The 21397-nt window shown below is 72.4% G+C and carries 22 protein-coding genes; 6 read left to right on the forward strand and 16 right to left on the reverse strand.

The features are described 5' to 3' along the window. Positions 1-28: 28 nt before the first annotated feature. On the reverse strand, positions 29-1348 hold the full coding sequence (locus CFW40_RS22695) for an MFS transporter (RefSeq protein ID WP_088799613.1): 1320 nt from the start codon (positions 1346-1348) through the stop codon (positions 29-31). Positions 1349-1410: 62 nt separating this feature from the next. On the opposite strand from CFW40_RS22695, the gene CFW40_RS22700 reads away from it, so the two are divergent. Further along, positions 1411-2427, forward strand: a complete 1017-nt coding sequence (locus CFW40_RS22700) for a LysR family transcriptional regulator (protein ID WP_088799614.1) — start codon at positions 1411-1413, stop codon at positions 2425-2427. Positions 2428-2618: 191 nt separating this feature from the next. Here the strand turns inward: CFW40_RS22700 and CFW40_RS22705 are convergent, their stop codons facing one another. Beyond that, complete coding sequence (locus tag CFW40_RS22705) at positions 2619-3437, reverse strand: alpha/beta hydrolase (protein WP_088799615.1); 819 nt, start codon at positions 3435-3437, stop codon at positions 2619-2621. A gap of 103 nt (positions 3438-3540) precedes the next feature. Between CFW40_RS22705 and CFW40_RS22710 the strand changes: the two genes are divergently transcribed. Next, complete coding sequence (locus tag CFW40_RS22710; protein ID WP_088799616.1) at positions 3541-4701, forward strand: adenosine deaminase; 1161 nt, start codon at positions 3541-3543, stop codon at positions 4699-4701. Between the two features lie 142 nt (positions 4702-4843). Then, positions 4844-5122, forward strand: coding sequence for a hypothetical protein (locus CFW40_RS22715; protein ID WP_088799617.1), 279 nt, complete (start codon positions 4844-4846; stop codon positions 5120-5122). Between the two features lie 109 nt (positions 5123-5231). Here the strand turns inward: CFW40_RS22715 and CFW40_RS22720 are convergent, their stop codons facing one another. From CFW40_RS22720 to afsQ1, 5 genes are all read right to left on the reverse strand, one after another. Further along, positions 5232-5441, reverse strand: a complete 210-nt coding sequence (locus tag CFW40_RS22720) for a PspC domain-containing protein (RefSeq protein WP_088799618.1) — start codon at positions 5439-5441, stop codon at positions 5232-5234. Between the two features lie 45 nt (positions 5442-5486). Then, on the reverse strand, positions 5487-6041 hold the full coding sequence (locus CFW40_RS22725) for a VanZ family protein (protein ID WP_256331327.1): 555 nt from the start codon (positions 6039-6041) through the stop codon (positions 5487-5489). A gap of 84 nt (positions 6042-6125) precedes the next feature. Then, positions 6126-6818, reverse strand: a complete 693-nt coding sequence (locus CFW40_RS22730; RefSeq protein ID WP_088799619.1) for a hypothetical protein — start codon at positions 6816-6818, stop codon at positions 6126-6128. Beyond that, a complete protein-coding gene (locus tag CFW40_RS22735) occupies positions 6815-8623 on the reverse strand; it encodes a sensor histidine kinase (protein ID WP_088799620.1) in 1809 nt (602 codons plus the stop codon). The genes CFW40_RS22730 and CFW40_RS22735 overlap by 4 nt, the downstream gene beginning before the upstream one ends. Beyond that, the gene (afsQ1, locus tag CFW40_RS22740; protein WP_048830120.1) at positions 8620-9297 is read right to left on the reverse strand and encodes a two-component system response regulator AfsQ1; all 678 of its coding nucleotides are present in this window, start codon (positions 9295-9297) and stop codon (positions 8620-8622) included. The genes CFW40_RS22735 and afsQ1 overlap by 4 nt, the downstream gene beginning before the upstream one ends. Before the next feature lie 243 nt (positions 9298-9540). Between afsQ1 and CFW40_RS22745 the strand changes: the two genes are divergently transcribed. After that, on the forward strand, positions 9541-10344 hold the full coding sequence (locus tag CFW40_RS22745) for a SigE family RNA polymerase sigma factor (protein ID WP_088799621.1): 804 nt from the start codon (positions 9541-9543) through the stop codon (positions 10342-10344). A 253-nt stretch (positions 10345-10597) separates the two neighbouring features. Here the strand turns inward: CFW40_RS22745 and CFW40_RS22750 are convergent, their stop codons facing one another. Continuing rightward, positions 10598-11308: a uridine kinase gene (locus CFW40_RS22750; RefSeq protein WP_371127273.1), complete on the reverse strand. Its 711-nt coding sequence runs from the start codon at positions 11306-11308 to the stop codon at positions 10598-10600. A gap of 157 nt (positions 11309-11465) precedes the next feature. On the opposite strand from CFW40_RS22750, the gene CFW40_RS22755 reads away from it, so the two are divergent. After that, positions 11466-11864, forward strand: coding sequence for a hypothetical protein (locus CFW40_RS22755; protein ID WP_088799622.1), 399 nt, complete (start codon positions 11466-11468; stop codon positions 11862-11864). 143 nt (positions 11865-12007) lie between these two features. On the opposite strand, the gene CFW40_RS22760 is transcribed toward CFW40_RS22755, so the two are convergent. From CFW40_RS22760 to deoC, 5 genes are all read right to left on the reverse strand, one after another. Continuing rightward, positions 12008-12709, reverse strand: a complete 702-nt coding sequence (locus CFW40_RS22760; protein ID WP_088799623.1) for a hypothetical protein — start codon at positions 12707-12709, stop codon at positions 12008-12010. Positions 12710-12736: 27 nt separating this feature from the next. Next, positions 12737-13408, reverse strand: coding sequence for a hypothetical protein (locus CFW40_RS22765; RefSeq protein WP_088799624.1), 672 nt, complete (start codon positions 13406-13408; stop codon positions 12737-12739). 255 nt (positions 13409-13663) lie between these two features. After that, on the reverse strand, positions 13664-14530 hold the full coding sequence (locus CFW40_RS22770; RefSeq protein WP_088799625.1) for an aldehyde dehydrogenase: 867 nt from the start codon (positions 14528-14530) through the stop codon (positions 13664-13666). After that, entirely contained in the window at positions 14530-15981 is a 1452-nt protein-coding gene (locus tag CFW40_RS22775; RefSeq protein WP_088799626.1) for an aldehyde dehydrogenase family protein, read from the reverse strand. Before CFW40_RS22775 ends, CFW40_RS22770 begins: the two co-directional genes overlap by 1 nt. 7 nt (positions 15982-15988) lie before the next feature. Then, positions 15989-16993 (reverse strand): deoxyribose-phosphate aldolase, encoded by a 1005-nt coding sequence (gene deoC / locus CFW40_RS22780; RefSeq protein ID WP_176956663.1) that lies wholly within the window; start codon positions 16991-16993, stop codon positions 15989-15991. 224 nt (positions 16994-17217) lie between these two features. Between deoC and CFW40_RS22785 the strand changes: the two genes are divergently transcribed. Further along, positions 17218-17850 carry a PH domain-containing protein gene (locus CFW40_RS22785; protein ID WP_088799628.1) on the forward strand — a complete coding sequence of 211 codons (633 nt, stop codon included), beginning with the start codon at positions 17218-17220 and terminating at the stop codon, positions 17848-17850. Positions 17851-17957: 107 nt separating this feature from the next. Here CFW40_RS22785 and CFW40_RS22790 read toward each other — a convergent pair whose 3' ends face one another. From CFW40_RS22790 to CFW40_RS22800, 3 genes are all read right to left on the reverse strand, one after another. Beyond that, positions 17958-19652, reverse strand: coding sequence for a phospho-sugar mutase (locus CFW40_RS22790; RefSeq protein ID WP_088799629.1), 1695 nt, complete (start codon positions 19650-19652; stop codon positions 17958-17960). A gap of 312 nt (positions 19653-19964) precedes the next feature. Continuing rightward, entirely contained in the window at positions 19965-20786 is an 822-nt protein-coding gene (locus CFW40_RS22795; protein WP_088799630.1) for a purine-nucleoside phosphorylase, read from the reverse strand. 168 nt (positions 20787-20954) lie between these two features. Next, positions 20955-21392, reverse strand: a complete 438-nt coding sequence (locus tag CFW40_RS22800; RefSeq protein ID WP_088799631.1) for a gamma-glutamylcyclotransferase — start codon at positions 21390-21392, stop codon at positions 20955-20957. Between the last annotated feature and the right edge of the window lie 5 nt (positions 21393-21397).

The raw sequence follows: 21397 nt of genomic DNA on the forward strand, positions 1-21397 counted from the left end.
TGGGACGGGCCCTTCGGTCTGCGGGGTGTTACGCGGCCTTCTCCAGGTGGAGCAGGCGGCGTTCGGCCACGGCCTTGCGGGTGGCGTAGAGGGTGATCGAGGCGGCGCCGACCATCGCGGCCAGGCCCAGGAGGACGGTGCCCTCCCAGCCGACGGCGTGGAAGGCGGCGGCGCCGAGGGCACCGCCCAGGCTGCTGCCGACGTAGTACGCGCACTGGTACAGCGCCGACGCCTGGGCGCGCGCCGTCTTGGCGGTGCGGCTGACCGAGGACGAGGCGACCGCATGACCCGCGAAGAAGCCGGCGGTGATCAGGACCAGGCCCGCCAGCACCGCGTAGACGGAGTCGGAGAGCGAGAGCAGCAGACCCGTGGAGGTGGTGCCGACGGCCAGGTAGAGGGCGCCGCGACGGCCCGTGCGGGCGACCAGCTTGCCGGCCGCGGCCGAGGAGACCGTACCGACCAGGTAGATCACGAAGATCGAACCGACGATGCCCTGCGGGAGGTTGAACGGCTCGGCGACCAGGCGGTAGCCGATGACCGTGTAGACCGCGCCGAAGACCGTCATGAACAGCCCGCCGATGGCGTAGAGGCGGCGCAGCAGCGGATCGGCCAGGTGGCCGCCGAGCGTACGGGCCAGCGCCCGCGGGCCGACCGAACGGGGCGCGAAATGCCGGGCCTTGGGGACCAGCAGCCGGAACGTCACCGCACACACCACGGCCAGCACACCCACCGCCGCCAGCGCGGCCCGCCAGCCCCACGCCTGGGCGACCCAGCCGGTCACGATCCGGCCGGACATCCCGCCGATGCTGTTGCCCGCCACGAACAGTCCGATGGCCGCCACCAGCGCCTTGGCGCGTACCTCCTCGGCCAGAAACGCCATCGCCGACGCCGGCAGGCCGGCCAGCGCCACACCCTGGATGCCGCGCAGTGCGATCAGCGCACCGAGCGACGGGGCGAACGGCACCAGCATGGCGATCAGCGCGGCGACCGAGAGGGAGACCGTCATCAGCGTGCGCCGGCCGAAGCGCTCGGAAACCGCGCTCAGCGGGATCACGCCGAGCGCCAGCCCGAAGGTGGCCGCGGACACGGTCCAGCTCGCCTGGTCCGGGCTGACCCCGAGGTCGGTGGAGATCGCGGGCAGCAGCGCCTGCGTGGAGTAGAGGAGGGCGAAGGTCGCCACTCCGGCGGCGAAGAGGGCGAAGCTCATCCGGCGGTAGCCGGGGCCGCCCGGCCGCAGCTTGTCCGACTCGGGGTCGGGGGCGGCGGTGGAGAGAGAAGTGTCAGTGGAAGACGAGGGAGAGGCGGCCGCACGGTCGGTGACGGACGCCCCGGTATCAGCGGGAGGCATGCTTCGAAGGTAGGCCGCCGCGTTTCATGCGTCCAATGCATGGAAACGCCATAATCGATGCTGTGACACATGATCCCAGCTCGCAAGGGCCGCTGTTGCAAGGTCGCAACAGAAAAGATGTTGCCGGAGCGCCGCGGGCCGGCGCGGAGGCGGGGGAGGCGGCCGAGCTCGGGGGCGATTCCTGGGCCGTGGTCCTCGCCCCGCGGCTCGCCCAGTTCACCGCCGTCGCCCGGCACGAACACGTCACCCGCGCCGCGCTGGAACTCGGCATGCCGCAGCCGACGCTCAGCCGCGCCCTCGTCCGCCTGGAGGACGACCTCGGCGTCGCCCTCTTCGCCCGCCATGGCCGCACCCTCTCCCTCACCCCGGCCGGCCGGGCCTTCCTCGCCTCCACCGAGCGCGCGCTGACGGATCTGGAGCGGGCAACGGAGTCCGTACGGGCCGATGTCGACCCCGCCGCCGGGAAGGTGGCCTTCGGCTTTCTCCACACCCTCGGGCCGGAGACCGTGCCCGGTCTGATCCGCAGCTTCCGTGCCGACCACCCGCGCGTCCGCTTCCAGCTCGTCCAGAACTACGGCGAGGCCATGATCGAGCGGATGCGCGCCGGCGACCTCGATCTGTGCCTGACCTCGCCGGTCCCGGACTACCCGGACCTGGTCGCCCGCCGGCTCGACGAGCAGAAGCTGCGCCTGGTCGTCCCGGACGACCATGCGCTGGCCGGCCGGAAGCGGGTCCGGCTCGCCGAGGCCTCCGGCGAGCTGTTCGTCACCCTCGAACCCGGCTACGGGCTGCGCCGGATCACCGACGCGCTGTGTGCCGAGGCGGGCTTCACCCCGCGGATCGCCTTCGAGGGGGAGGAGGCCGAGACGCTGCGCGGCCTGGTCGCGGCCGGTCTCGGCGTGGCACTGCTGCCGCCGCCCGCCGTACCGCGCCCCGGAGTCGCCGAGCTCACGGTGACGGCCCCGCGCGCGGTCCGCGAGATCGGCGTCGCCTGGCCGGCCGGCCACCCCGACGCCCCGCCGGTCGCGGCATTCAAGAAGTTCCTGCTGAGCCGGCGGGGGAAACTGCTGCCCAGGTGAGGGCAACAGCTCGCGGACGGCACTGCGTTCAGCCGGTGCTCCGGTACGGCAGCGCTCCGGTCCTTCGGCGTCTTACCGCGTCACTCCCTCGGTGCCTTACTCCCCACTCCCGCATTGCCTCCCTCCGTCCTTGCCTCGTCACACCGCCCCCTCGGCGCCTTGGGCTCGCCGTTCCTCCGTGCCTCGGTGCCTCAGTGCCGCAGCGACACCCCGAAGCCCGCGGCCAGGGGCATGCGCAGGCCCAGCGGCGGGGGTGCGGCCAGGGCGTCCTTCACGGGGCGGGCGTAGTCGCGGGCGAAGAGTGAGCCGAGCATGAAATCGGCTGCCAGGGAGAGGACTTCGGCGCGGTGCTGGTGCAGGGAGTGGCCGTCGGAGTGCACCTCGAAACGGCAGGTGTCGCGGTTGACCTTCTTGGCGCGCTCGGCGTAGCGGTAGGAGAGATCGGGGTCGGTGCGTTCGTCGTTGGTGCCGTGGACCAGCAGGACCTGCCGGCCGATGAGCTGTTTCACCGGGTCGGGCCGCTCGTCGCTCTCGCCGGGGTCGGGCAGCCAAGGGGCCAGCGCCAGTACGGAGTTGACGGCGGGGTGACCCGCGGCGTGCAGGGCGGCGCGGGCGCCCATGCCCGTACCGACCAGGCAGACCGGGACGTCGCCGTAGCGGCGGACCACCTCGTCCAGGGCCCAGGCGGCATCCCGTGCCGGGTGGGCGTCGGGCCCGTTCCAGCCGCTGCAGCGGTAGCGCACGACATGGGCCGTCAGGCCCTCGGGGCGCCCCGCCTTCGCCAGCCGGGCAGCCAGCGGCCGCACCGCCAGCGCCGCCACCGGCGACGGACGCCGCACCCCGGTCGGTCCGCCTCCGGGCAGTAAAAGAGCGACCCCGCTCACCTCCCGGCCGGTGCCCCGACCGCCGCCACCCCGCCACCGGAACGCCTCGCGCGCCCCTTCCTTGCCGGCCGTTCCCAGCGGTTTTCCCAGCCGGGCCTCGCGCACCGGCAGTGCTTGCTGAGCCATGTGCAGAACGATGGCAGAAGGTGGCGCGCCCGCCACCCCGTGGACGGGTCACTGTTACGTATCGTTCGGTGAGATCTACGCGCGTAGGGGCTAGAGTGCCGAGATGACGAGCGAGACCACCACACTCCCGACCAGTGAACAGATCCGCCGTGCCCCCAAGGTGCTGCTCCACGACCACCTCGACGGCGGGCTCCGGCCGGCCACGATCGTCGACCTGGCCCGTGAGAACGGCTACGAGGGCCTGCCCGAGACCGACCCGGAAAAGCTCGGGGTCTGGTTCCGTGAGGCCGCCGACTCCGGTTCGCTCGAGCGCTACCTGGAGACCTTCGCGCACACCTGCGCCGTCATGCAGACCCGTGACGCACTGGCCCGGGTGGCCGCCGAGTGCGCCGAGGACCTTGCCGCGGACGGTGTGGTCTATGCCGAGGTCAGGTATGCGCCCGAGCAGCACCTCGAACAGGGGCTGACCCTCGAAGAGGTCGTCGAGGCGGTCAACGAGGGTTTCCGCGAGGGCGAGCGGCGGGCCCGCGAGAACGGCCACCGCATCCGCGTCGGCGCCCTGCTCACCGCGATGCGGCACGCCGCCCGCGCCCTGGAGATCGCCGAACTCGCCAACCGCTACCGGGACACCGGCGTCGTCGGCTTCGACATCGCGGGCGCGGAGGCCGGCTACCCGCCCACCCGCCACCTCGACGCGTTCGAGTACCTCAAGCGGGAGAACAACCACTTCACCATCCACGCCGGTGAAGCCTTCGGTCTGCCGTCCATCTGGCAGGCCCTGCAGTGGTGCGGCGCCGACCGCCTCGGCCACGGTGTCCGGATCATCGACGACATCGAGGTCGCCGACGACGGCTCGGTCAAGCTCGGCCGGCTCGCCTCGTACGTACGGGACAAGCGCATCCCGCTGGAGATGTGCCCGAGCTCCAACCTGCAGACCGGGGCCGCCCCCTCCTATGCGGAGCACCCCATCGGCCTGCTGCGCCGACTGCAGTTCCGGCTCACGGTCAACACCGACAACCGGCTGATGAGCGGCACGAACATGTCCCGGGAATTCGAGCATCTGGTCAAGACCTTCCGATACACGCTCGATGACATGCAGTGGTTTACAGTCAATGCGATGAAATCAGCGTTCATTCCTTTCGATGAACGTCTGGGCATGATCAATGACGTCATCAAGCCCGGTTACGCGGAATTGCGGGCTGAATGGCTGTTCCGTCCCCAGGACTCAACTGCCCCTGTGAACAGTGCTTCTGACTCTGTGTGAGTAGGTAACGCGAGCTTATAGCGCAACGGCCGGTGGAATGTCCACCGGCCGTTTTTTCTTTCCTCGTGGCTGTTTGCGGCGCCGGTTGCCGCATCACTAGGTTGATTGGCCGGTCAAGCCCCCATCACGAGGACGTAAATCGATGAAGCAGGGAACCATCAAGACTCTCGGTACCGTCGCGCTCGGTGCGGCCTTCGCCGTCACCGCCGCGGGCGTCGCCAGCGCCGCCCCGGCGATCGGCACCCCCGACACCACCGGCGTGCTGAAGAGCCTGCCGGTGAAGGACGCCACCAAGGCCGTCTCGGGTCTCACCAAGGCCAAGCCGGCCGGCAAGAACGTCAAGAACGTCAAGACGAAGGTGAACTCCCAGGGCAACAAGCTGCTGGGCGGCCTGCAGCCCGGCAGCCTCCTCGGCGGCTGACGTCGGACGCGGCCCGTCCCCCGGGGGACGGGTACCGCGCCGTGCCCCGGTCGTACGCCCTGGTGCGTACGACCGGGGCATCGTCATGTGCGGGGGCCGGACGGGCGGGTCACCAGGCGGCGGCGCCGGTGGCCTTCTCCTCCGAGGGGAGGAGTATCCACAGCGCCAGGTAGAGCAGAAACTGCGGGCCGGGAAGCAGACACGACACCACGAAGAGCACGCGCATCGTTGCCGGGGTCGTACCGAAGCGACGGGCCAGGCCCGCGCACACTCCGGCGATCATTCGGTTGTTGCGGGGGCGGACCAGTGCGGCGGCCATGAGGACGGCTCCTTTTCGACTCGATGGGGCGTGTGCCCCGATGTCTCAAAGGTAGGTCCGGCCGCCGGAGAGAGCATCAGCCTTCGGGGCCAGTCCGACCCTGGGGATTGTCGGGGTTGTCCCCCCGAGAGGCCCATACCTGCGGCGGAGCCGGCGGCGCGCCCCGGGGACGACCGCCAGGTGCACCACGGCCACTCCGAAGGTGCCCAGCAGCACCGAGTCGATGTCCGGGACCCGTCCGGGCACCCCTGACTGCAGCAGCTCGATGGCCAGCGCGATCATCGCTCCGGCGAAGGCGGTGCGGGTCAGGGAGACCAGTGGCGAAACGTTCAGGCGGCCCGCGGAGAGCGGCAGCAGCACCCCCAGGGGCGCCAGCAGCAGCACCGAGCCGCCCAGATGCTGGACGGCCTCCCACGACCAGTCGCGCGCCAGCTCGGCCCGGATCGTGGCCAGCGGTTCGAGGTTCGCGGCAGGCACCCACGGCACCGTACGGGGACGCAATGTCAGCCAGGCGACGGTCAGCAGATGCGCCACGAGGAGGAGAAGTCCGGTGACGCGCATACGGGGAGCGGCGGTGGTGCCGGGGCCATGGGGCTGCACACAGGCCAGGACGCCGGGAGTGGGGGCTGCGGTTCCGCCCCGTTGCGCCCGTCTTGAACCGCCCCGTCGGCCCTGTCAGCAGCGTCAGCCCTGTGGGGGCGCCCCGCCTTCCGCTTCTTGTGACAAGGGGTCGCCCCACCCGGCGTTCTCCGCGATGTCCGGGTTGGCCAGCACGTCCGCGGAGCAGTCGTAACGGTGCGCCGTATCGTCGCCCGGCCCGCCCAGCACGGCGGCATGGGTGCGGCCCAGCGCCGGGCTCGCGCCGTAGGTGCACACCAGCTGCGCCAGCGCGAACGACGGCAGATCGTCCGGCCGGATGCTCAGCCGCAGCGCATCCGCGGGGTCGCCGTCGCGCGGCTCCGTGACCTTGACGTCCCGGGGCAGTGCGGTGCTGAAGCCGGCCTTCTCCTCGGCGGCGGACGGCTCGCGCTGCAGCTCGTGGAGCAGGGCACGGGCGGTCGGCAGCCGCGGGTCGTCGGCCTTGGACGGGGGCACCGCCCGCTCGACCTGCGCCAGCGCCGAGCCGCACACCAGATACACGATCGCCTGCGAGCCCGGACCCGCGTCCGTGCCCGCCTCCGTGCCGGACGAGGCCGATGCCGATGCCGATGCCGAGGGCGAGGGCGCCGGGCTCGACGGGGCCTTGCAGCTCACCCGTGACGGCGCGCCGCCCGCGTCGACCGGTACGGACGTGCCCCGGATCCCGCAGCCCGCGGCCGCGAGTGCGAGCACCACCACGGCGGCGGTGCGCCGTCCGGTCCGCCTGCCCGGCCTCATCGCCCGTCCTCCGTGTCCTCGTCGTCGGCCGTGCCGTCATCCTGCCGGTCGCCGTCCGCCAGAGGGGAGGCGTCCATCGGCAGCCGCAGGGTGAAGACCGCGCCGCCCTCGGGGAGGTTGGCCGCGGTGATCTCTCCGCCGTGGATATGGGCGTTCTCCAGCGCGATCGACAGGCCCAGACCGCTGCCCTCCGACCGCGGCCGGGAGGCGCTGGCCTTGTAGAAGCGGTCGAAGACGTGCGGGAGGACTTCCTCCGGGATGCCGGGGCCGTGATCCCGTACGCGGATCACCAGCTTCCCGCTCCCGGGCCGCCCCTCGCCCGACGCCTTTCCGGACCGCTCCGGCCCGCCGCCCTCGACACCGGCCGCCGGCTCACCGGCCTCGCCCGTACCGCCGGCACCGCCTGAACCGCCCGCACCACCCGGGCCGCCACCGGCGGAGACGGCCGTGCTGCCCGTCCGGCCCCCGCCGTCGCCCGCCGGGCCCTCCGTGCTGACCGAGACCCGCACCGGCGAGCCACCGTGCTTGAGGGCGTTGCCGATCAGGTTCGCCAGGATCACATCGAGCCGCCGCGGATCCAGCCGGGCCACGGTGCCGCGGTCCGCGTCCAGCTCGACCGCGTCCAGCCAGGCCCGCGCGTCGATACAGGCGGTCACCTGGTCCGCGACATCGACATCGTCCAGCACGAGACGGGCCGTGCCCGCGTCGAAGCGGGTGACCTCCATCAGGTTCTCCACGAGGTCGTTGAGCCGCCGGGTTTCGCTGACCACCAGCTGCACGGCCGGCGCGATCATCGGGTCGAGGGAGTCGGCCTCCTCCTCCAGCACTTCGCTGACGGCGGTGATCGCGGTCAGCGGCGTCCGCAGCTCGTGCGACATATCGGCGACGAACCGCCGGGACGCCGCCTCACGCCCGCTCAGCTCCGCGACCCGGTGCTCCAGGCGCTCCGCCGTACGGTTGAACGTCCGGGAGAGGTCGGCGAGTTCATCGGTGCCGGTCACCCGCAGCCGGGTGTCCAGCCGCCCCTCGCCGAGCTGCCGCGCGGCATGTCCCAGCCGCTGTACGGGCCGCAGCACCGTCGTCGCCGCGGCCTGCGCCAGCAGGGCCGAGCCGACCAGCGCGAGCGCCGTGGCGATCCCCAGCGACCAGGCCAGTGAGGTGAGGTCCTGCCGCTCGGCGGCCAGGGACTTCATCATGTAGCCGGTGGGCCCGCCGCCGATCACCTTTGCCCCGGCGACGAGGTAGGGAGTGTCCCCGACCTGCTTGCGCTGCCAGTAGAGATGGTGCGCGTAGCGGTTGGACTCGTCGACCGGCCGCACCTCGTTGACCGCGCTGCGCAGCGCTGCGGGCACGTTCGTGAGTGTCAGCAGGTCCTTGTCCGTGGTGGCCGCGCAGTCCTTGCCCTCGCGGTCGACACCTATCAGGAGCACCGCGTAGTTCTGCGGCCCGGCCGCCATCTGCCGGGCGGCGTCCTGGAGTTCGGCGCACCGCGGGTGCAGCGGCAGCGACCGGGTGTTGTCCTCCAGCGCCTTGCGGAAGTCCTTGAGGACGGCGTTCTGTGTGCGGTCCAGAACGGTGTTGCGGTTGAGCCAGTACGCGATGCCCGAAGCGGAGACCGCGGCGGTCAATGCCACCAGCGCAAAGACCACGACCAGCCGCAGTCGCAGACTGGTCCAGCGCAGCAGCCCCGAGGGGCGGCCCAGCATCCGCAGCACCCGCCGGCCGGGGGCGGGCGCACCGGCACCCCCGGCCCCGTCGCCCCCGCCGTCCTCCGTCGTCGCACCGCTCGTGGAACGCCTGCTCACTGCGGCGAGTCCAGCCGGTAGCCGACGCCGCGGACCGTACGGATCAGGGTCGGGGAGGACGGTACGTCCTCCACCTTCGCGCGCAGCCGCTGCACACACGCGTCCACCAGGCGCGAGTCGCCCAGGTAGTCGTGCTCCCACACCAGCCGCAACAACTGCTGCCGGGACAGCGCCTGGCCGGGCCGGCGGCTCAGCTCCAGCAGCAACCGCAGCTCGGTCGGCGTCAGCTGCAGGTCCTCACCGTTCTTGGTCACCGTCATCGCCGACCGGTCGATCATCAGCGAGCCGAACGTCGCGGAGTCACTGGACTCACGCTCGCCACGGCGCAGTACGGCCCGGATCCGGGCGTCCAGCACCCTTCCCTGCACCGGTTTGACGACATAGTCGTCGGCGCCGGACTCCAGGCCCACCACGACATCGATATCGTCGTTACGCGCGGTGAGCAGGATGATGGGCAGCTGGTCCGTACGCCTGATCCGCCGGCACACCTCGAAACCGTCGATGCCCGGCAGCATCACATCCAGCACGATCAGGTCCGGGCGCTGCTCGCGCAGCAGCTTCAGGCCGTCCTCGCCCGTCGCCGCGGTCACCACACGGTGACCCTGGCGCGACAGCGAGAGTTCGAGGGCCGTGCGGATGGCGTCGTCGTCCTCGATCAGCAACAGGAAAGGCACGTCGGCCATTCTGGCCCATGGGACGCCGGGAGATCGACCAGTAGCGCTCTCGTACACAAGGCCCGCACCCGTGCGGCGTCCGCGACGCGCCGCACCGGCCCCTGTGACAGGCCTGTGACAGTCGGCGGACAACGCGATGAAACTGGGTTGGCAGTCTTTGGGGCATCGGGAGAGATCAACACCCGAACAGCACGAACGAACAGCACGAACCGAACGAGCTGGCTCTACGACGGGGGGCGCGAGATGAACACACTGCACGGCACCACTACCAGCGCAGTTATCACGCGGCTCCATGACGTCGTCAGGACCGGCGAGAAGTCCGGTGCCGGGCGGGTCTGCACCCGCAGCATCGGCCGCCAGCGGCCGCCGTACATGGTGGCCATCGACGCCACGACGGTCACGCCGGCCGTGGCCGACGGGGGAAACCGGGGGCACGGGGGCAACGCCGCCCACGGGGGAAACAACGGGGGAGCGGAGTACGGGGAGGACACGGGGGAACGGCGTTCCGCGTCGGAGACGGCCGAGGCCGAAGCGGCCTTCACCGCCTACGTCCAGGAGCGCCGCGCCTCCCTGTACGCCACCGCCTACCACCTGACCGGCGACCGCTACGAGGCCGAGGACCTGCTGCAGAGCGCGCTGTTCTCGACCTACCGGGCGTGGGACCGGATCAGCGACAAGGCGGCGCTGGGTGGCTATCTGCGCCGCACCATGACGAATCTGCACATCAGTGCCTGGCGCCGGCGCAAGCTCAACGAGTACCCGACCGAGGAGCTGCCGGAGACGGCGGCCGACGTGGACGCGATGCGCGGCACCGAGCTGCGCGCCGTGCTGTGGCAGGCGCTGGTCCGGCTGCCCGAGACGCAGCGCACGATGCTGGTGCTGCGCTACTACGAGGGCCGTACGGACCCGGAGATCGCGGACATTCTCGACATCAGTGTCGGCACGGTGAAGTCGAGCATCTGGCGCGCCCTGCGCCGGCTGCGCGAGGACGAAGCCCTCAGCTTCGGCCGTGACGAGGAAGAGTCCTTCGGCGAGCTGGTGGCCTGAGGATCGGGGGAGCCCGAAAGGGATCGGGGGAACCGGGGGAACGCCCGAGGGGGTAAAGGGGATAACGGGGATACGGGGGAAAGTACGGGGGCACGGGGGAAGAGGAAGCGGGTTCGGGCGGCCGGGGGGTCTGTCCGAACCCGCTTCTTCGTGTGTGCGGCCCTGGTCCGGTGCGGCCCCGGCCCCCGGTGCGGCCCCGGCCCGGTGCGGGCCCGGCCCGGTGCGGGCCCGGCGGCGCCCGGCCGCCGGCCCGCTACGCGCCGACCGTGTCCGCCGCCCGCGCCGCCGATATACGGGCCAGGGCCTCCGGCTTGGCGCAGGGGTGTGCGCCCAGCGCGATGTGCCGGGTGACGACGGACCGCTCGTTGCGCAGCAGGCGCAGGCCCCGGCGGACGAGGTACGGGGCCGACTTGCGGCCCTCGCGCAGATCCCGTGCCAGCCGGCGGCGGAAGGTGGTGGTGGGGTGGCCGCGCAGGCACAGCGCGTCGGCCAGCAGCCCCGCCGCACGGCAGTCCGCGATGACATCGGCGGCGAAGATGCCCTCCGCGATGAACAGCGGGGCGCCGCCGAGGTCGAGCCCCGACACGCCGACCCGGGCGCTGGCCGCGATGTCGTAGACCGGAACGTCGGTGCGCCCCGAACGGCACAGTGCGCCGATGGCCGCGACCGCGGCGGTGGCGTCCCAGGACAGCGGCGCGTCCCAGTCGGCGCCGCCGCCGTCGGGCAGTTGCGGCAGCGTCGGGTCCGTCTCCTCCTTGTAGAAGTCGTCGAGACGGAGGACGGGCAGTCCGCTGCGGGCGGCCAGGGACGTCTTGCCGGAGCCCGAGGGGCCGGTCAGCAAAATGACCCGGGCGCGGGTGCCTCCCTGCTCATGGGGGTCTCCCCGCTCGGGCGAAGCCGGCTGCGGGGGAGGGTCCGAGAGCGCGGGGGAGGGCGGCGGCTGGGTGGGGGAGTGGGAGCTCACGGGCACCCATTGTCGCGTATGGGGCCGTGTGGGGTACCCCGGGCGCGCAAGGTGGATCGACTCCCTCCCGCTCAACTACGCTACGGAGTCAATCGATTACGCTGCTGCTCTCGCTCGTGCAGCGCCTCGACCCCTCCGAATCCCCAGGCAGGTGCCCATGCCCTCCCATGCACGTCTCAAGTCCAGCCGCATTCCGCGCACGTTGCTGCGGGCGGGACTGGTGATCTCCGCGGCCGGTGCCGCGATCGCGGCGGGCGGTGCGGCCACGGCGTCCGCCGCGCCCGCTGCCGCGGAACGCAGCGCCGACACCGGCGCCACCGCCTCGGCACTGACCGGCGCACTGCTGAACTCCGCGGCCGGCCTCGGCGCGGTCAAGAACCTCCCGGTGAACCCGCTGGCCAACACCCCCGTCAACCCACTGGCCAACACCGTCAGCACCCAGATCGCCGACTTCAAGCCGCTGAGCACGTCGCTGCTGACCGGCGCGCTCGCGAACGGCGGCGCGCTCAAGGACCTGCCGCTGGTGGGGCCGTTGACGAAGGTGCTGCCGGGCTGAGGGACGGCACGGGCGGCGGGCGCCGACGGCCGCGTTCGCCGCCCGTGCCGGCCGCGTTCGCCGCCCGTGCCGGCCGCGTTCGCCGCGGGGCCGGTTGCGCCCGCTGCCATGCCGGTGCGCGCCCGCCGTCGTGCCGGTCCCGGTCAGCGCCCGTGGAAGGCCGTGACCATCGCCTGCATGTCCTCCTGGAGTGAACAGCACAGCGCGAGCCATGAGCCGTCGACGAAGACCAGATCGAAGCGGCCGCGGGGGAACGTCGTGCGCGGTCTGGGCCGCAGCTCCGCGATGTTCGAGAGCTGTACCTGGGCGGCGACTTCCAGCTCGGGCTCGCGCTCCCGCCACCCGGTGGCCTGGTCCGTCAGGACGAACAGCCGCCGGTCGGTGAGCGCCTGGTGTCGCGGCGAGCCACCCGCGTTGGTGACCTGGACGAGGAACCGGCCGGCCATGCTGGTCCAGCTGCCCTCCATGGGCTTGCCGTAGATCATCCGCTCGGTGGCGTCGTCGAGGGCGTCCTCGATGTTCTCCTGGGCCTCGTTCAGGTTCTCCGCGAGGTTTCCGGCGGCGCGCGTCAGCCGGTGGTTGACCAGCCCGTTGTCGAGCAGCCGGCCGCCGGTCGGACGGCTGGGGGCGGGCGCCCCGCCGGAGGGCTGCGTCGCTTTGTCGAGGACGGCGCCCAGCGCCCCGAGGAGCCCCTTCCCGCGCGGCGCCGACCGCTTTCGCGGGGCGCGCAGGTGGGCGGGGAGGAACGGGAGATTCGGGTACACCTGGTACCCGCGGGCCTCCCACAGGATCTCGCCGGGGTGGAGGAACCGGCGGCAGGGCGTGGCGTGGTCGGTCTTCGGCAACGTGGTCAGCTTCCTTGGCTCACGGGCTCAGACGCCCTGGTTGAAGACCGCGACGAACCGCTCCATGCGCTCCCGCGACAGGCTGCCCAGGGCGATCCACGAGCCGTCGACGAACGTGACATCGAACCGCCCCCGGCTGATGACCTTCGAATGCGCCGTGAACCGGGCGAGGTGCGTACGGGGCACCGCCACGCCGAAGCCCCACTGCGGGGCGGGGTTCCGCCGGCTCGTGCTGTGGTTCACCAGCAGGATCAGCCGGCGGTCGGTCAGCGCCTGGCGCTCGGGGTCGCCGCCCGCGTTGGTCAGATCGACCAGGAAGCGCCCGGCCATGCTGTGCCGGCCGCCGTCCATGACGGTGCCCCAGATCGCCCGCTCGGCCGCCCGGTCGGCGAAGTGCTCCAGGCCGGTCGCGGCATTCTCGACCCGGTCGCCGACGCGGTCCACGGTCCGGATCAACGGGTTGTTGACCACGCGGCTGCCGCCCATGGCCTCCAGAGGACGGCTCACCTTGCCCAGCACGCTCCCCAGCGCGCCCCGTACCCGCTGTTCGAGCGCGGACGGAGGGGGCGGGGTATGCGGCGTTCGCAGCTGGGCTGGGACGGCGGGCAGCGCCGAGTTCGCGTAGTGGTCCAGGGCGACGATCAGCCGTTCCCCCGGCTGGAGAAAGGGCTGGAAACAGCCGCGGTAGTCCGGTCGCATCCGGCGCGGTTCCTCTCGTGGGGGCAGGGGTGGTCAGCCGAACGGGTCGTCGGGATCGCGGGGTTGCCGGGCGACGGCCGGGCGGGCGGCCGACCGGGATGCCGGCCGGGATGCCGTCGTCGTGCGGCGGGTCAATAGTAGTTAAAGATGCGGACAGCAGTGTGGGGCCCCGCACAAAAGCGGGGCCCCACAAGGGCATTGGCGACGGTGCGCCGTAAGACCGCCGGAACGGGCCGGCGTAGCGCCCGAGCAGGCCTAAACGCCCATCGGGTGCCACACCGTCTTCGTCTCCAGGAAGCTCAGCAGGCGGCCGGTGCCGGGGTCGGCGGTCCAGTTCACCGTCCCCGGGCGGAGCACCCGCTTGAGGTTGTCGGCCGCGGCCTTCTCCAGCTCCGTCGCCAGCTCGTCGCCGGCACCTGCGAGATCGAGGGCATTGACGTCCTGGTGGGCGGCGAGCGGAGCGCCCAGCTCCGCTGTACGGCCCGAGAGGATGTTGATCACACCGCCCGGGAGATCGGACGTGGCGAGCACCTCGGCCAGCGAGAGCGCGGGCAGCGGGGCGCCCTCGGCGGCCGCCACGACCACGGTGTTGCCGGTGACGATCGCCGGGGCGATCACCGAGACCAGGCCGAGGAACGACGAGTCCTGGGGGGCCAGGACCGCGACCACACCGGTCGGCTCGGGGGCGGAGAGGTTGAAGTACGGGCCGGCCACGGGGTTGGCGGCGCCGGCGATCTGGGCGACCTTGTCGGACCAGCCCGCGTACCAGACCCAGCGGTCGATGGCCGCGTCCACCTGCGCCGTCGCCTTCGCCTTGGACAGGCCCTCGGCGGCGGCCACCTCGGCGGTGAACTGGTCGCGGCGGCCCTCCAGCATCTCGGCGACGCGGTAGAGGATCTGGCCGCGGTTGTAGGCCGTGGCGCCCGACCAGCCGCCGAACGCCTTACGGGCGGCGACCACCGCGTCCCGGGCGTCCTTGCGGGAGGCCAGCGGCGCGTTGGCGAGCCATGCGCCCTTGGAGTCGGTCACTTCGTACACCCGCCCGCTCTCGGACCGGGGGAACTTGCCCCCGACGTACAGCTTGTAGGTCTTGAGCACACTCAAGCGGTCAACAGTGTTCATCAGCGCGCGCCCTCCGGGCTCGACGGGGCGAGGTACGCCTCCAGACCGTGCCGGCCGCCCTCGCGGCCGTAGCCCGACTCCTTGTAGCCGCCGAAGGGCGAGGCCGGGTCGAACTTGTTGAACGTGTTGGACCAGACGATGCCCGCACGCAGCTTGTTCGCCATCCACAGCATCCGCGAGCCCTTCTCCGTCCAGATGCCGGCGGAGAGCCCGTACGGGGTGTTGTTGGCCTTCTCCACGGCCTCCGCGGGGGTGCGGAAGGTCAGCACGGACAGCACCGGGCCGAAGATCTCCTCGCGGGCGATGCGATGCGCCTGGGTGACGCCGGTGAACAGCGTCGGGGCGAACCAGTAACCGGAGGCGGGGAGTTCGCAGGACGGCGACCAGCGCTCGGCGCCCTCGGCCTCGCCCGCGTCGGCCAGCGCGGTGATCCGGGCCAGCTGCTCGGCGGAGTTGATGGCGCCGATGTCGGTGTTCTTGTCGAGCGGGTCGCCCACGCGCAGGGTCCGCATCCGGCGCTTGAGCGCGTCCAGCAGCTCGTCGGCCACCGACTCCTGGACCAGCAGGCGCGAGCCCGCGCAGCAGACGTGGCCCTGGTTGAAGAAGATGCCGTTGACGATGCCCTCGACGGCCTGGTCGAACGGCGCGTCGTCGAAGACGATGTTGGCCGCCTTGCCGCCCAGTTCGAGGGTGACCTTCTTGTCGGTGCCGGCGACCGTACGGGCGATCGCCTTGCCGACCTCGGTGGAGCCGGTGAAGGCCACCTTGTTGATGCCGGGGTGCCCGACCAGCGAGGCGCCCGTGGACCCGTCGCCGGTGAGGATGTTGACGACGCCCTTGGGCAGGCCCGCCTGGCGGCAGATGTCCGCGAAGAACAAGGCGGACAGCGGGGTCGTCTCGGCGGGCTTGAGGACGACCGTGTTGCCGGTCGCCAGCGCCGGGGCGATCTTCCACGCGAGCATCAGCAGGGGGAAGTTCCAGGGGATGACCTGGCCCGCGACGCCCAGGGGGCGCGGGTTCGGGCCGTACCCCGCGTGGTCGAGCTTGTCGGCCCAGCCCGCGTAGTAGAAGAAGTGCGCGGCGACCAGCGGCAGGTCGGCGTCCCGGGACTCGCGGATCGGCTTGCCGTTGTCCAGCGACTCCAGCACGGCCAGCTCGCGCGAGCGCTCCTGGATGATCCGGGCGATCCGGAAGAGGTACTTGGCCCGCTCGGCGCCGGGCAGCGCGGACCACTTCTCGAAGGCCTTGCGGGCGGCCTTCACGGCGCGGTCGACGTCCTCGGCGCTCGCCTGGGCGACCTCGGAGAGGACTTCCTCGGACGACGGGGAGACGGTCTTGAAGACCTTGCCGTCACAGGCCGGGGCGAACTCGCCGTCGATGAACAGGCCGTAGGCCGGCGCGATGTCGACGAGCGCGCGGGACTCGGGTGCGGGTGCGTAATCGAAGGTCATGGGAGCCTCAGTCCACCGTGACGTAGTCGGGGCCGGAGTAGCGGCCACAGCTGAGCTTCTGGCGCTGCATCAGCAGGTCGTTGAGGAGGCTGGAGGCGCCGAAGCGGAACCAGTCGGCGGTCAGCCAGGGCTCGCCGAGGGTTTCGTTGACCATGACCAGGTACTTGATCGCGTCCTTGGTCGTCCGGATGCCGCCGGCCGGCTTCACCCCGACCTGGACACCGGTCGTGGCGTGGAAGTCGCGGACCGCCTCCAGCATCAGGAGGGTGACCGGCGGGGTGGCGTTGACGGCGACCTTGCCGGTGGAGGTCTTGATGAAGTCGGCGCCCGCGAGCATCGCCAGCCAGGAGACCCGGCGGACGTTGTCGTACGTCTGGAGTTCGCCGGTCTCGAAGATGACCTTGAGGTGCGCTGCCGTCCCGTCGGGGCGGGCGCACGCCTCCTTGACGGCCTTGATCTCCTCGAAGACGTCCATGTAGCGGCCGGAGAGGAAGGCGCCCCGGTCGATCACCATGTCGATCTCGTCGGCGCCGGCCGCGACCGCGTCCCGGGTGTCGGCGAGCTTGACCGGCAGCGCGGCGCGGCCGGCCGGGAAGGCGGTGGCGACGGACGCCACGTGAACGTCGGGGCCGCCGGCCTGGGCGAGCGCTTCCTTGGCCGTGGCGACCATGTCCGGGTAGACGCAGATCGCCGCGACCTTGGGGCTGGTGCGGTCGGTGGGGTCCGGGTGGACGCCCTTGGCGCACAGCGCCCGGACCTTGCCCGGGGTGTCCGCGCCTTCGAGAGTCGTCAGGTCGATCATCGAGATGGCGAGATCGATGGCGTACGCCTTCGCCGTCGTCTTGATCGAGCGGGTGCCGAGGCCGGCGGCGCGGGCTTCGAGGCCGACCGCGTCGACGCCGGGGAGGCCGTGGAGGAAGCGGCGCAGCGCACCGTCGTCGGCGGTCACGTCCGCCATTGACGCCAGACGCCCCGCGGCTTCCTTGCCGTATGCGGGAACAGTGATGGGCATGGTCACGAGGTGAGCATATCTACGCGCGTAGCGCCATGTCATCCCCTTCGGCTGTCCGAATCCGGCCGGGCGGGGCCGGGGAGAGCGGCAGCCGGCGGCGCCGCATGCCAGGTCACCGGCGCCGGACGCGGCCGTACCCGGGGCCCGGGGCGCTCCCCGGCATGCGCGCGAATGATGCCGTAACGCAATGTCCGGCATCCGGACGGTCAGGCAGAATCGGCGGCATGACGAGCCAGGACCGGTCCTCCCCGCCCCAGCAGCAGTACGCGGAGCGCAGCTACCGCTCGCCCGCGGCCCTCGTGGGCGGCGTATTCCTCCTCCTGCTCGGCGGCTGGCTCGGCGGCGACGCGCTGCTGCGGGGCGCCGCGCACACCAAGCTCATGGCGGTCTTCGCGCTGCTCCTCGGCGTGCCGCTGGTGGTCGCCTACACCCTGCGGCCGCTGGTGCGGGCGGGCGAGGACCGGCTGACGGTGCGCAATCCGTTCCGTACGGTCACGCTGCCGTGGGGCTCGGTGGAGACGCTGCGCGCGGCGTTCTCGACCGAGGCGGTCAGCAGCTCCGGCACGACGTACCAGCTGTGGGCGATCCCGGTCTCGCTGCGGCAGCGGAAGAAGGCCGGCCGGCAGGCGCGGCGGGGCGCCACGCCCGGCCCCAGGTTCGGAGCGTGGGGGGCCGGCGACGACGGCCCGGTGCCACTCGCCATGGCCGACCAGGCACTCGCGGAGCTGCGTGAGGTTCAGGAGCGCGCTGCGGGCCGCGAGAGCGCCCAGGGCGAGCCGGTGGTGCGCTGGGCGTACGCGGTCATCGCGCCGATCGTGGTGGGCGCGGCCGGGCTGGCCGTGATGGTGGCGCTGTAGCGACGGCGCGCCGTCGCCCCGCCCCTCGGCAAACCCCTGAGAAAACCCCGGGGGCCCCGGAAACCCGGGGGCCCCCGGAAAACCCGGAAGGCCCCCCGGAAAACCCCTTAGATTCCGGCCGCCGCCGCCATGTCCCGCTTCAGGGACGCCAGCGCCGCGGCGGCCTTCGTCCGGGCCTCGGGCAGCGCCTCGGGGGAGGCCACCGGCACCACGACCTCCAGATAGCACTTGAGCTTGGGCTCGGTGCCGCTGGGACGGACCACCACGCGGGCGCCCTCGATACCGGCCTCCGGTGAGCCGGACAGGTAGTAGCGCAGACCGTCCGTCGGCGGCAGCGTCTCCGTACCCCGGTTGAGGTCGTCGGCCCGGGTCACGGCCAGGCCCGCGAGTGCGGCCGGCGGCTGCTCGCGCAGCGTGCGCATGGCACCGGCGATCAGCGACAGGTCCTCGACGCGGACCGAGAGCTGATCGGTGGCGTGCAGCCCGAATTCCAGCGCCAGGTCGTCGAGCAGGTCGGTGAGGGTGCGCCCGGTCTGCTTGAGTTCCGCGGCCAGCTCGGTGATCAGCAGCGCGGCGGTGATGCCGTCCTTGTCGCGCACGCCCTCCGGGTCGACGCAGTAGCCAAGGGCCTCCTCGAAGGCGTACCGCAGGCCGTCCACCCGCGCCAGCCACTTGAAGCCGGTCAGCGTCTCCTCGTACGGGAGCGACGAGGCGGCCGCGATACGGGACATCAGCTGCGAGGAGACGATGGTCGTCGCGAAGGTGCCGGACGCGCGCTTGCTCACCAGATGGGCGGCGAGCAGCGCACCGACCTCGTCGCCGCGCAGCATCCGCCAGCCGTCCGAGGCAGCGGGGTCGGGGACGGCGACGGCGCAGCGGTCCGCGTCGGGGTCGTTGGCGATCACGATGTCGGCGTCCGCGGCCCGGTCGCGGGCGGTGGCGAACGCGAGGTCCATCGCGCCCGGCTCCTCCGGGTTGGGGAAGGCGACGGTCGGGAAGTCCGGGTCCGGCTCGGCCTGTTCCGCGACGACCACCGGGGCCGGGAAGCCGGCGCGGGCGAAGGCGGCGACGAGGGTGTCCCGGCCGACGCCGTGCATCGGGGTGTAGACGACCTTGGTGTCCCGGGGGGAGCCGGGCGTCAGCACCGCGTCCGTACGCGCCAGATAGGCGTTCAGGACCGCCTCGTCGAGGGTTTCCCAGCCGGCCTCGGGGCGCGGCACGCCGGCCAGCGGGCCGACCGCGGCGATCCGGTCGGCGATCGCGCCGTCCGCGGGCGGCACGATCTGTGAACCGTCGCCCAGGTAGACCTTGTAGCCGTTGTCGCGCGGCGGGTTGTGGCTGGCGGTGACCTCGACACCCGCGACCGCGCCCAGGTGCCTTATCGCGAAGGCCAGGACCGGGGTGGGCAGCGGGCGCGGCAGCACCGCGGCGCGCAGGCCCGCGCCGACCATCACGGCCGCCGTGTCGCGGGCGAAGTCGGCACTCTTGTGGCGGGCGTCGTAGCCGATCACGACCAGCCCGGCGCCGTCGCCCTGCGCCTTGAGGTACGCGGCGAGACCGGCCGCCGCCCGGATGACCACGGAGCGGTTCATCCGCATCGGGCCCGCGCCCAGCTCCCCGCGCAGCCCGGCGGTGCCGAACTGGAGGGTGCCGGCGAACCGCGCGGCCAGCTCGGCCGCGATCAGGTCGTCGCCGGCGGCGGCCTCGATGAGCTTGGACAGCTCCTCGCGGGTCTCCGGGTCGGGGTCCTCGGCCAGCCATGCCTGGGCCCGGTTGATCAGCTCCGCGGGATCGGTAGCCACGTGATGCTCCTGACGGTGAATACGGGTGGGGGCGCGCTGGGGGCAGCTGCCGGGGGAGGACCCCGCCCGGCTCGTCACGCATACCCGCCCAGCGCGGGAGGTGAGCCGCAGAACCGGCCAATGCCGCTGGATGGCAGCGTGCGGGGGACGGCGGCGTGCGGGGGACGGCGGCGCCGCACGGAGGGCGGGCCGGCCGGCGGCCGGGCGCCGGTGCGGTGGTGCCGGCGGCGGGGCGGCCCGGCGGGTGTCGCGCACCCGCCGTGGCCGTCGCCCGTCATCGCCCTGGGGCCGGCGCCGGAGCGCCTGGGCGCCTCAGAGCTTGCCGAGCACCTGGGCGAGCAGGCTGCCCATCCGGGTCGCGGAGTCGCGGCCGGCCTGCAGCACCTCTTCGTGGTTGAGCGGTTCGCCCGTCATGCCGGCGGCGAGGTTCGTCACCAGCGACAGCCCGAGCACCTCGGCGCCGGCCTCGCGCGCCGCGATGGCCTCCAGGACCGTGGACATCCCGACCAGGTCGGCGCCCAGCGTCCGGATCATCTTGATCTCGGCCGGGGTCTCGTAGTGCGGGCCGGGGAACTGGGCGTAGACGCCCTCCTCCAGGCTCGGGTCGACCTCCTTGCACAGCGCGCGCAGCCGCGGCGAGTACAGGTCCGTCAGGTCGACGAAGTTCGCGCCGGCGATCGGGGAGGTGGCGGTCAGGTTGAGGTGGTCGCTGATGAGGACCGGCTGGCCGGGGCGCATGCCGTCGCGCAGACCGCCGCACCCGTTGGTGAGCACGATGGTCTTGCAGCCGGCCGCGGCGGCGGTACGGACGCCGTGCGCGACCGAGGCGACGCCACGGCCCTCGTAGTAGTGCGTACGGCCCAGGAAGACCAGCGCCCGCTTGTCGCCGATCCGGTAGGAGCGGATCTTGCCGCCGTGTCCGGCGACCGCCGGGGCGGGGAAGCCGGGCAGCTCGGTGACGGGGAATTCGTGCTCGGGCGCGCCCAGGGCCTCGGCGGCCGGCGCCCAGCCGGAGCCCATCACCAGGGCGACGTCATGGGTCTCGGCGCCGGTCAGCTGGCGCAGGCGGGCGGCGGCGTCGGCGGCGGCGCCCTGCGGGTCACGGGCGATGTCCGGGGTAACAGTTGCGTTCACGCGGACGAGGGTAGCCGGTATTCCCCTACGCGCGTAGATGTCGCTGCTCACGGTCCTGAGATCGTCGTCTTGTGGGTTTTGCCGAACATGTCGTCCCGGGCGCGTCGCGGCACCCGTACGGCGGTGCGTGCGGGGCGCGCCCGGTGGTGCGCCCGGCGCGGCCGCCCGTCAGCAGGGCCGCTTGCGCAGCTCCATCACATAGTCGTGCGGCGCGCCCGCCGACTCCGCGGCGTCCGCGATCTCGCCCAGGTAGCGGGCGGACGGCAGACCGCCCTCATAGCCGTTGAGGACGTAGATCCACGCCGTCTCGTCGCCGTCGAGGGTGTGCACCCGCACCCGCATCCGGCGGTAGATGTCCATGCCCACGCCCTCCCAGCGGTCCATGGACTCCTCGTCCATGGGCGCGATGTCGTAGAGCGCGACGAAGAGCTGGGAGCCGGGGGATTCGACGACCGTCGCCAGCGCGCCCTCCCAGCCCATCTGCTCGCCGCCGAAGGTGAGCCGCCAGCCGTCCAGCCAGCCGGTGCCGCGCAGCGGCGAGTGCGGTGCGCGGCGGGACATCAGCCGCGCGTCGAGGTTGCCGGCGTACGCGGCGTAGAGCGACATGGTTC

The organism is Streptomyces sp. 2114.4 (genome assembly GCF_900187385.1).
In the GTDB taxonomy this organism is placed as follows: domain Bacteria; phylum Actinomycetota; class Actinomycetes; order Streptomycetales; family Streptomycetaceae; genus Streptomyces; species Streptomyces mooreae.

Coding starts and splice junctions, on each gene's coding strand:
- CFW40_RS22765 (WP_088799624.1), bottom strand. CDS start 13,408: ATGCGACCGGACTACCGCGGCTGTTTCCAGCCCTTTCTCCAGCCGGGG.
- CFW40_RS22755 (WP_088799622.1), top strand. CDS start 11,466: ATGCCCTCCCATGCACGTCTCAAGTCCAGCCGCATTCCGCGCACGTTG.
- CFW40_RS22770 (WP_088799625.1), bottom strand. CDS start 14,530: ATGAACACTGTTGACCGCTTGAGTGTGCTCAAGACCTACAAGCTGTAC.
- CFW40_RS22775 (WP_088799626.1), bottom strand. CDS start 15,981: ATGACCTTCGATTACGCACCCGCACCCGAGTCCCGCGCGCTCGTCGAC.
- CFW40_RS22730 (WP_088799619.1), bottom strand. CDS start 6,818: ATGAGGCCGGGCAGGCGGACCGGACGGCGCACCGCCGCCGTGGTGGTG.
- CFW40_RS22800 (WP_088799631.1), bottom strand. CDS start 21,392: ATGTCGCTCTACGCCGCGTACGCCGGCAACCTCGACGCGCGGCTGATG.
- CFW40_RS22695 (WP_088799613.1), bottom strand. CDS start 1,348: ATGCCTCCCGCTGATACCGGGGCGTCCGTCACCGACCGTGCGGCCGCC.
- CFW40_RS22745 (WP_088799621.1), top strand. CDS start 9,541: ATGAACACACTGCACGGCACCACTACCAGCGCAGTTATCACGCGGCTC.
- CFW40_RS22705 (WP_088799615.1), bottom strand. CDS start 3,437: ATGGCTCAGCAAGCACTGCCGGTGCGCGAGGCCCGGCTGGGAAAACCG.
- CFW40_RS22710 (WP_088799616.1), top strand. CDS start 3,541: ATGACGAGCGAGACCACCACACTCCCGACCAGTGAACAGATCCGCCGT.
- CFW40_RS22785 (WP_088799628.1), top strand. CDS start 17,218: ATGACGAGCCAGGACCGGTCCTCCCCGCCCCAGCAGCAGTACGCGGAG.
- CFW40_RS22715 (WP_088799617.1), top strand. CDS start 4,844: ATGAAGCAGGGAACCATCAAGACTCTCGGTACCGTCGCGCTCGGTGCG.
- CFW40_RS22720 (WP_088799618.1), bottom strand. CDS start 5,441: ATGGCCGCCGCACTGGTCCGCCCCCGCAACAACCGAATGATCGCCGGA.
- deoC (WP_176956663.1), bottom strand. CDS start 16,993: ATGCCCATCACTGTTCCCGCATACGGCAAGGAAGCCGCGGGGCGTCTG.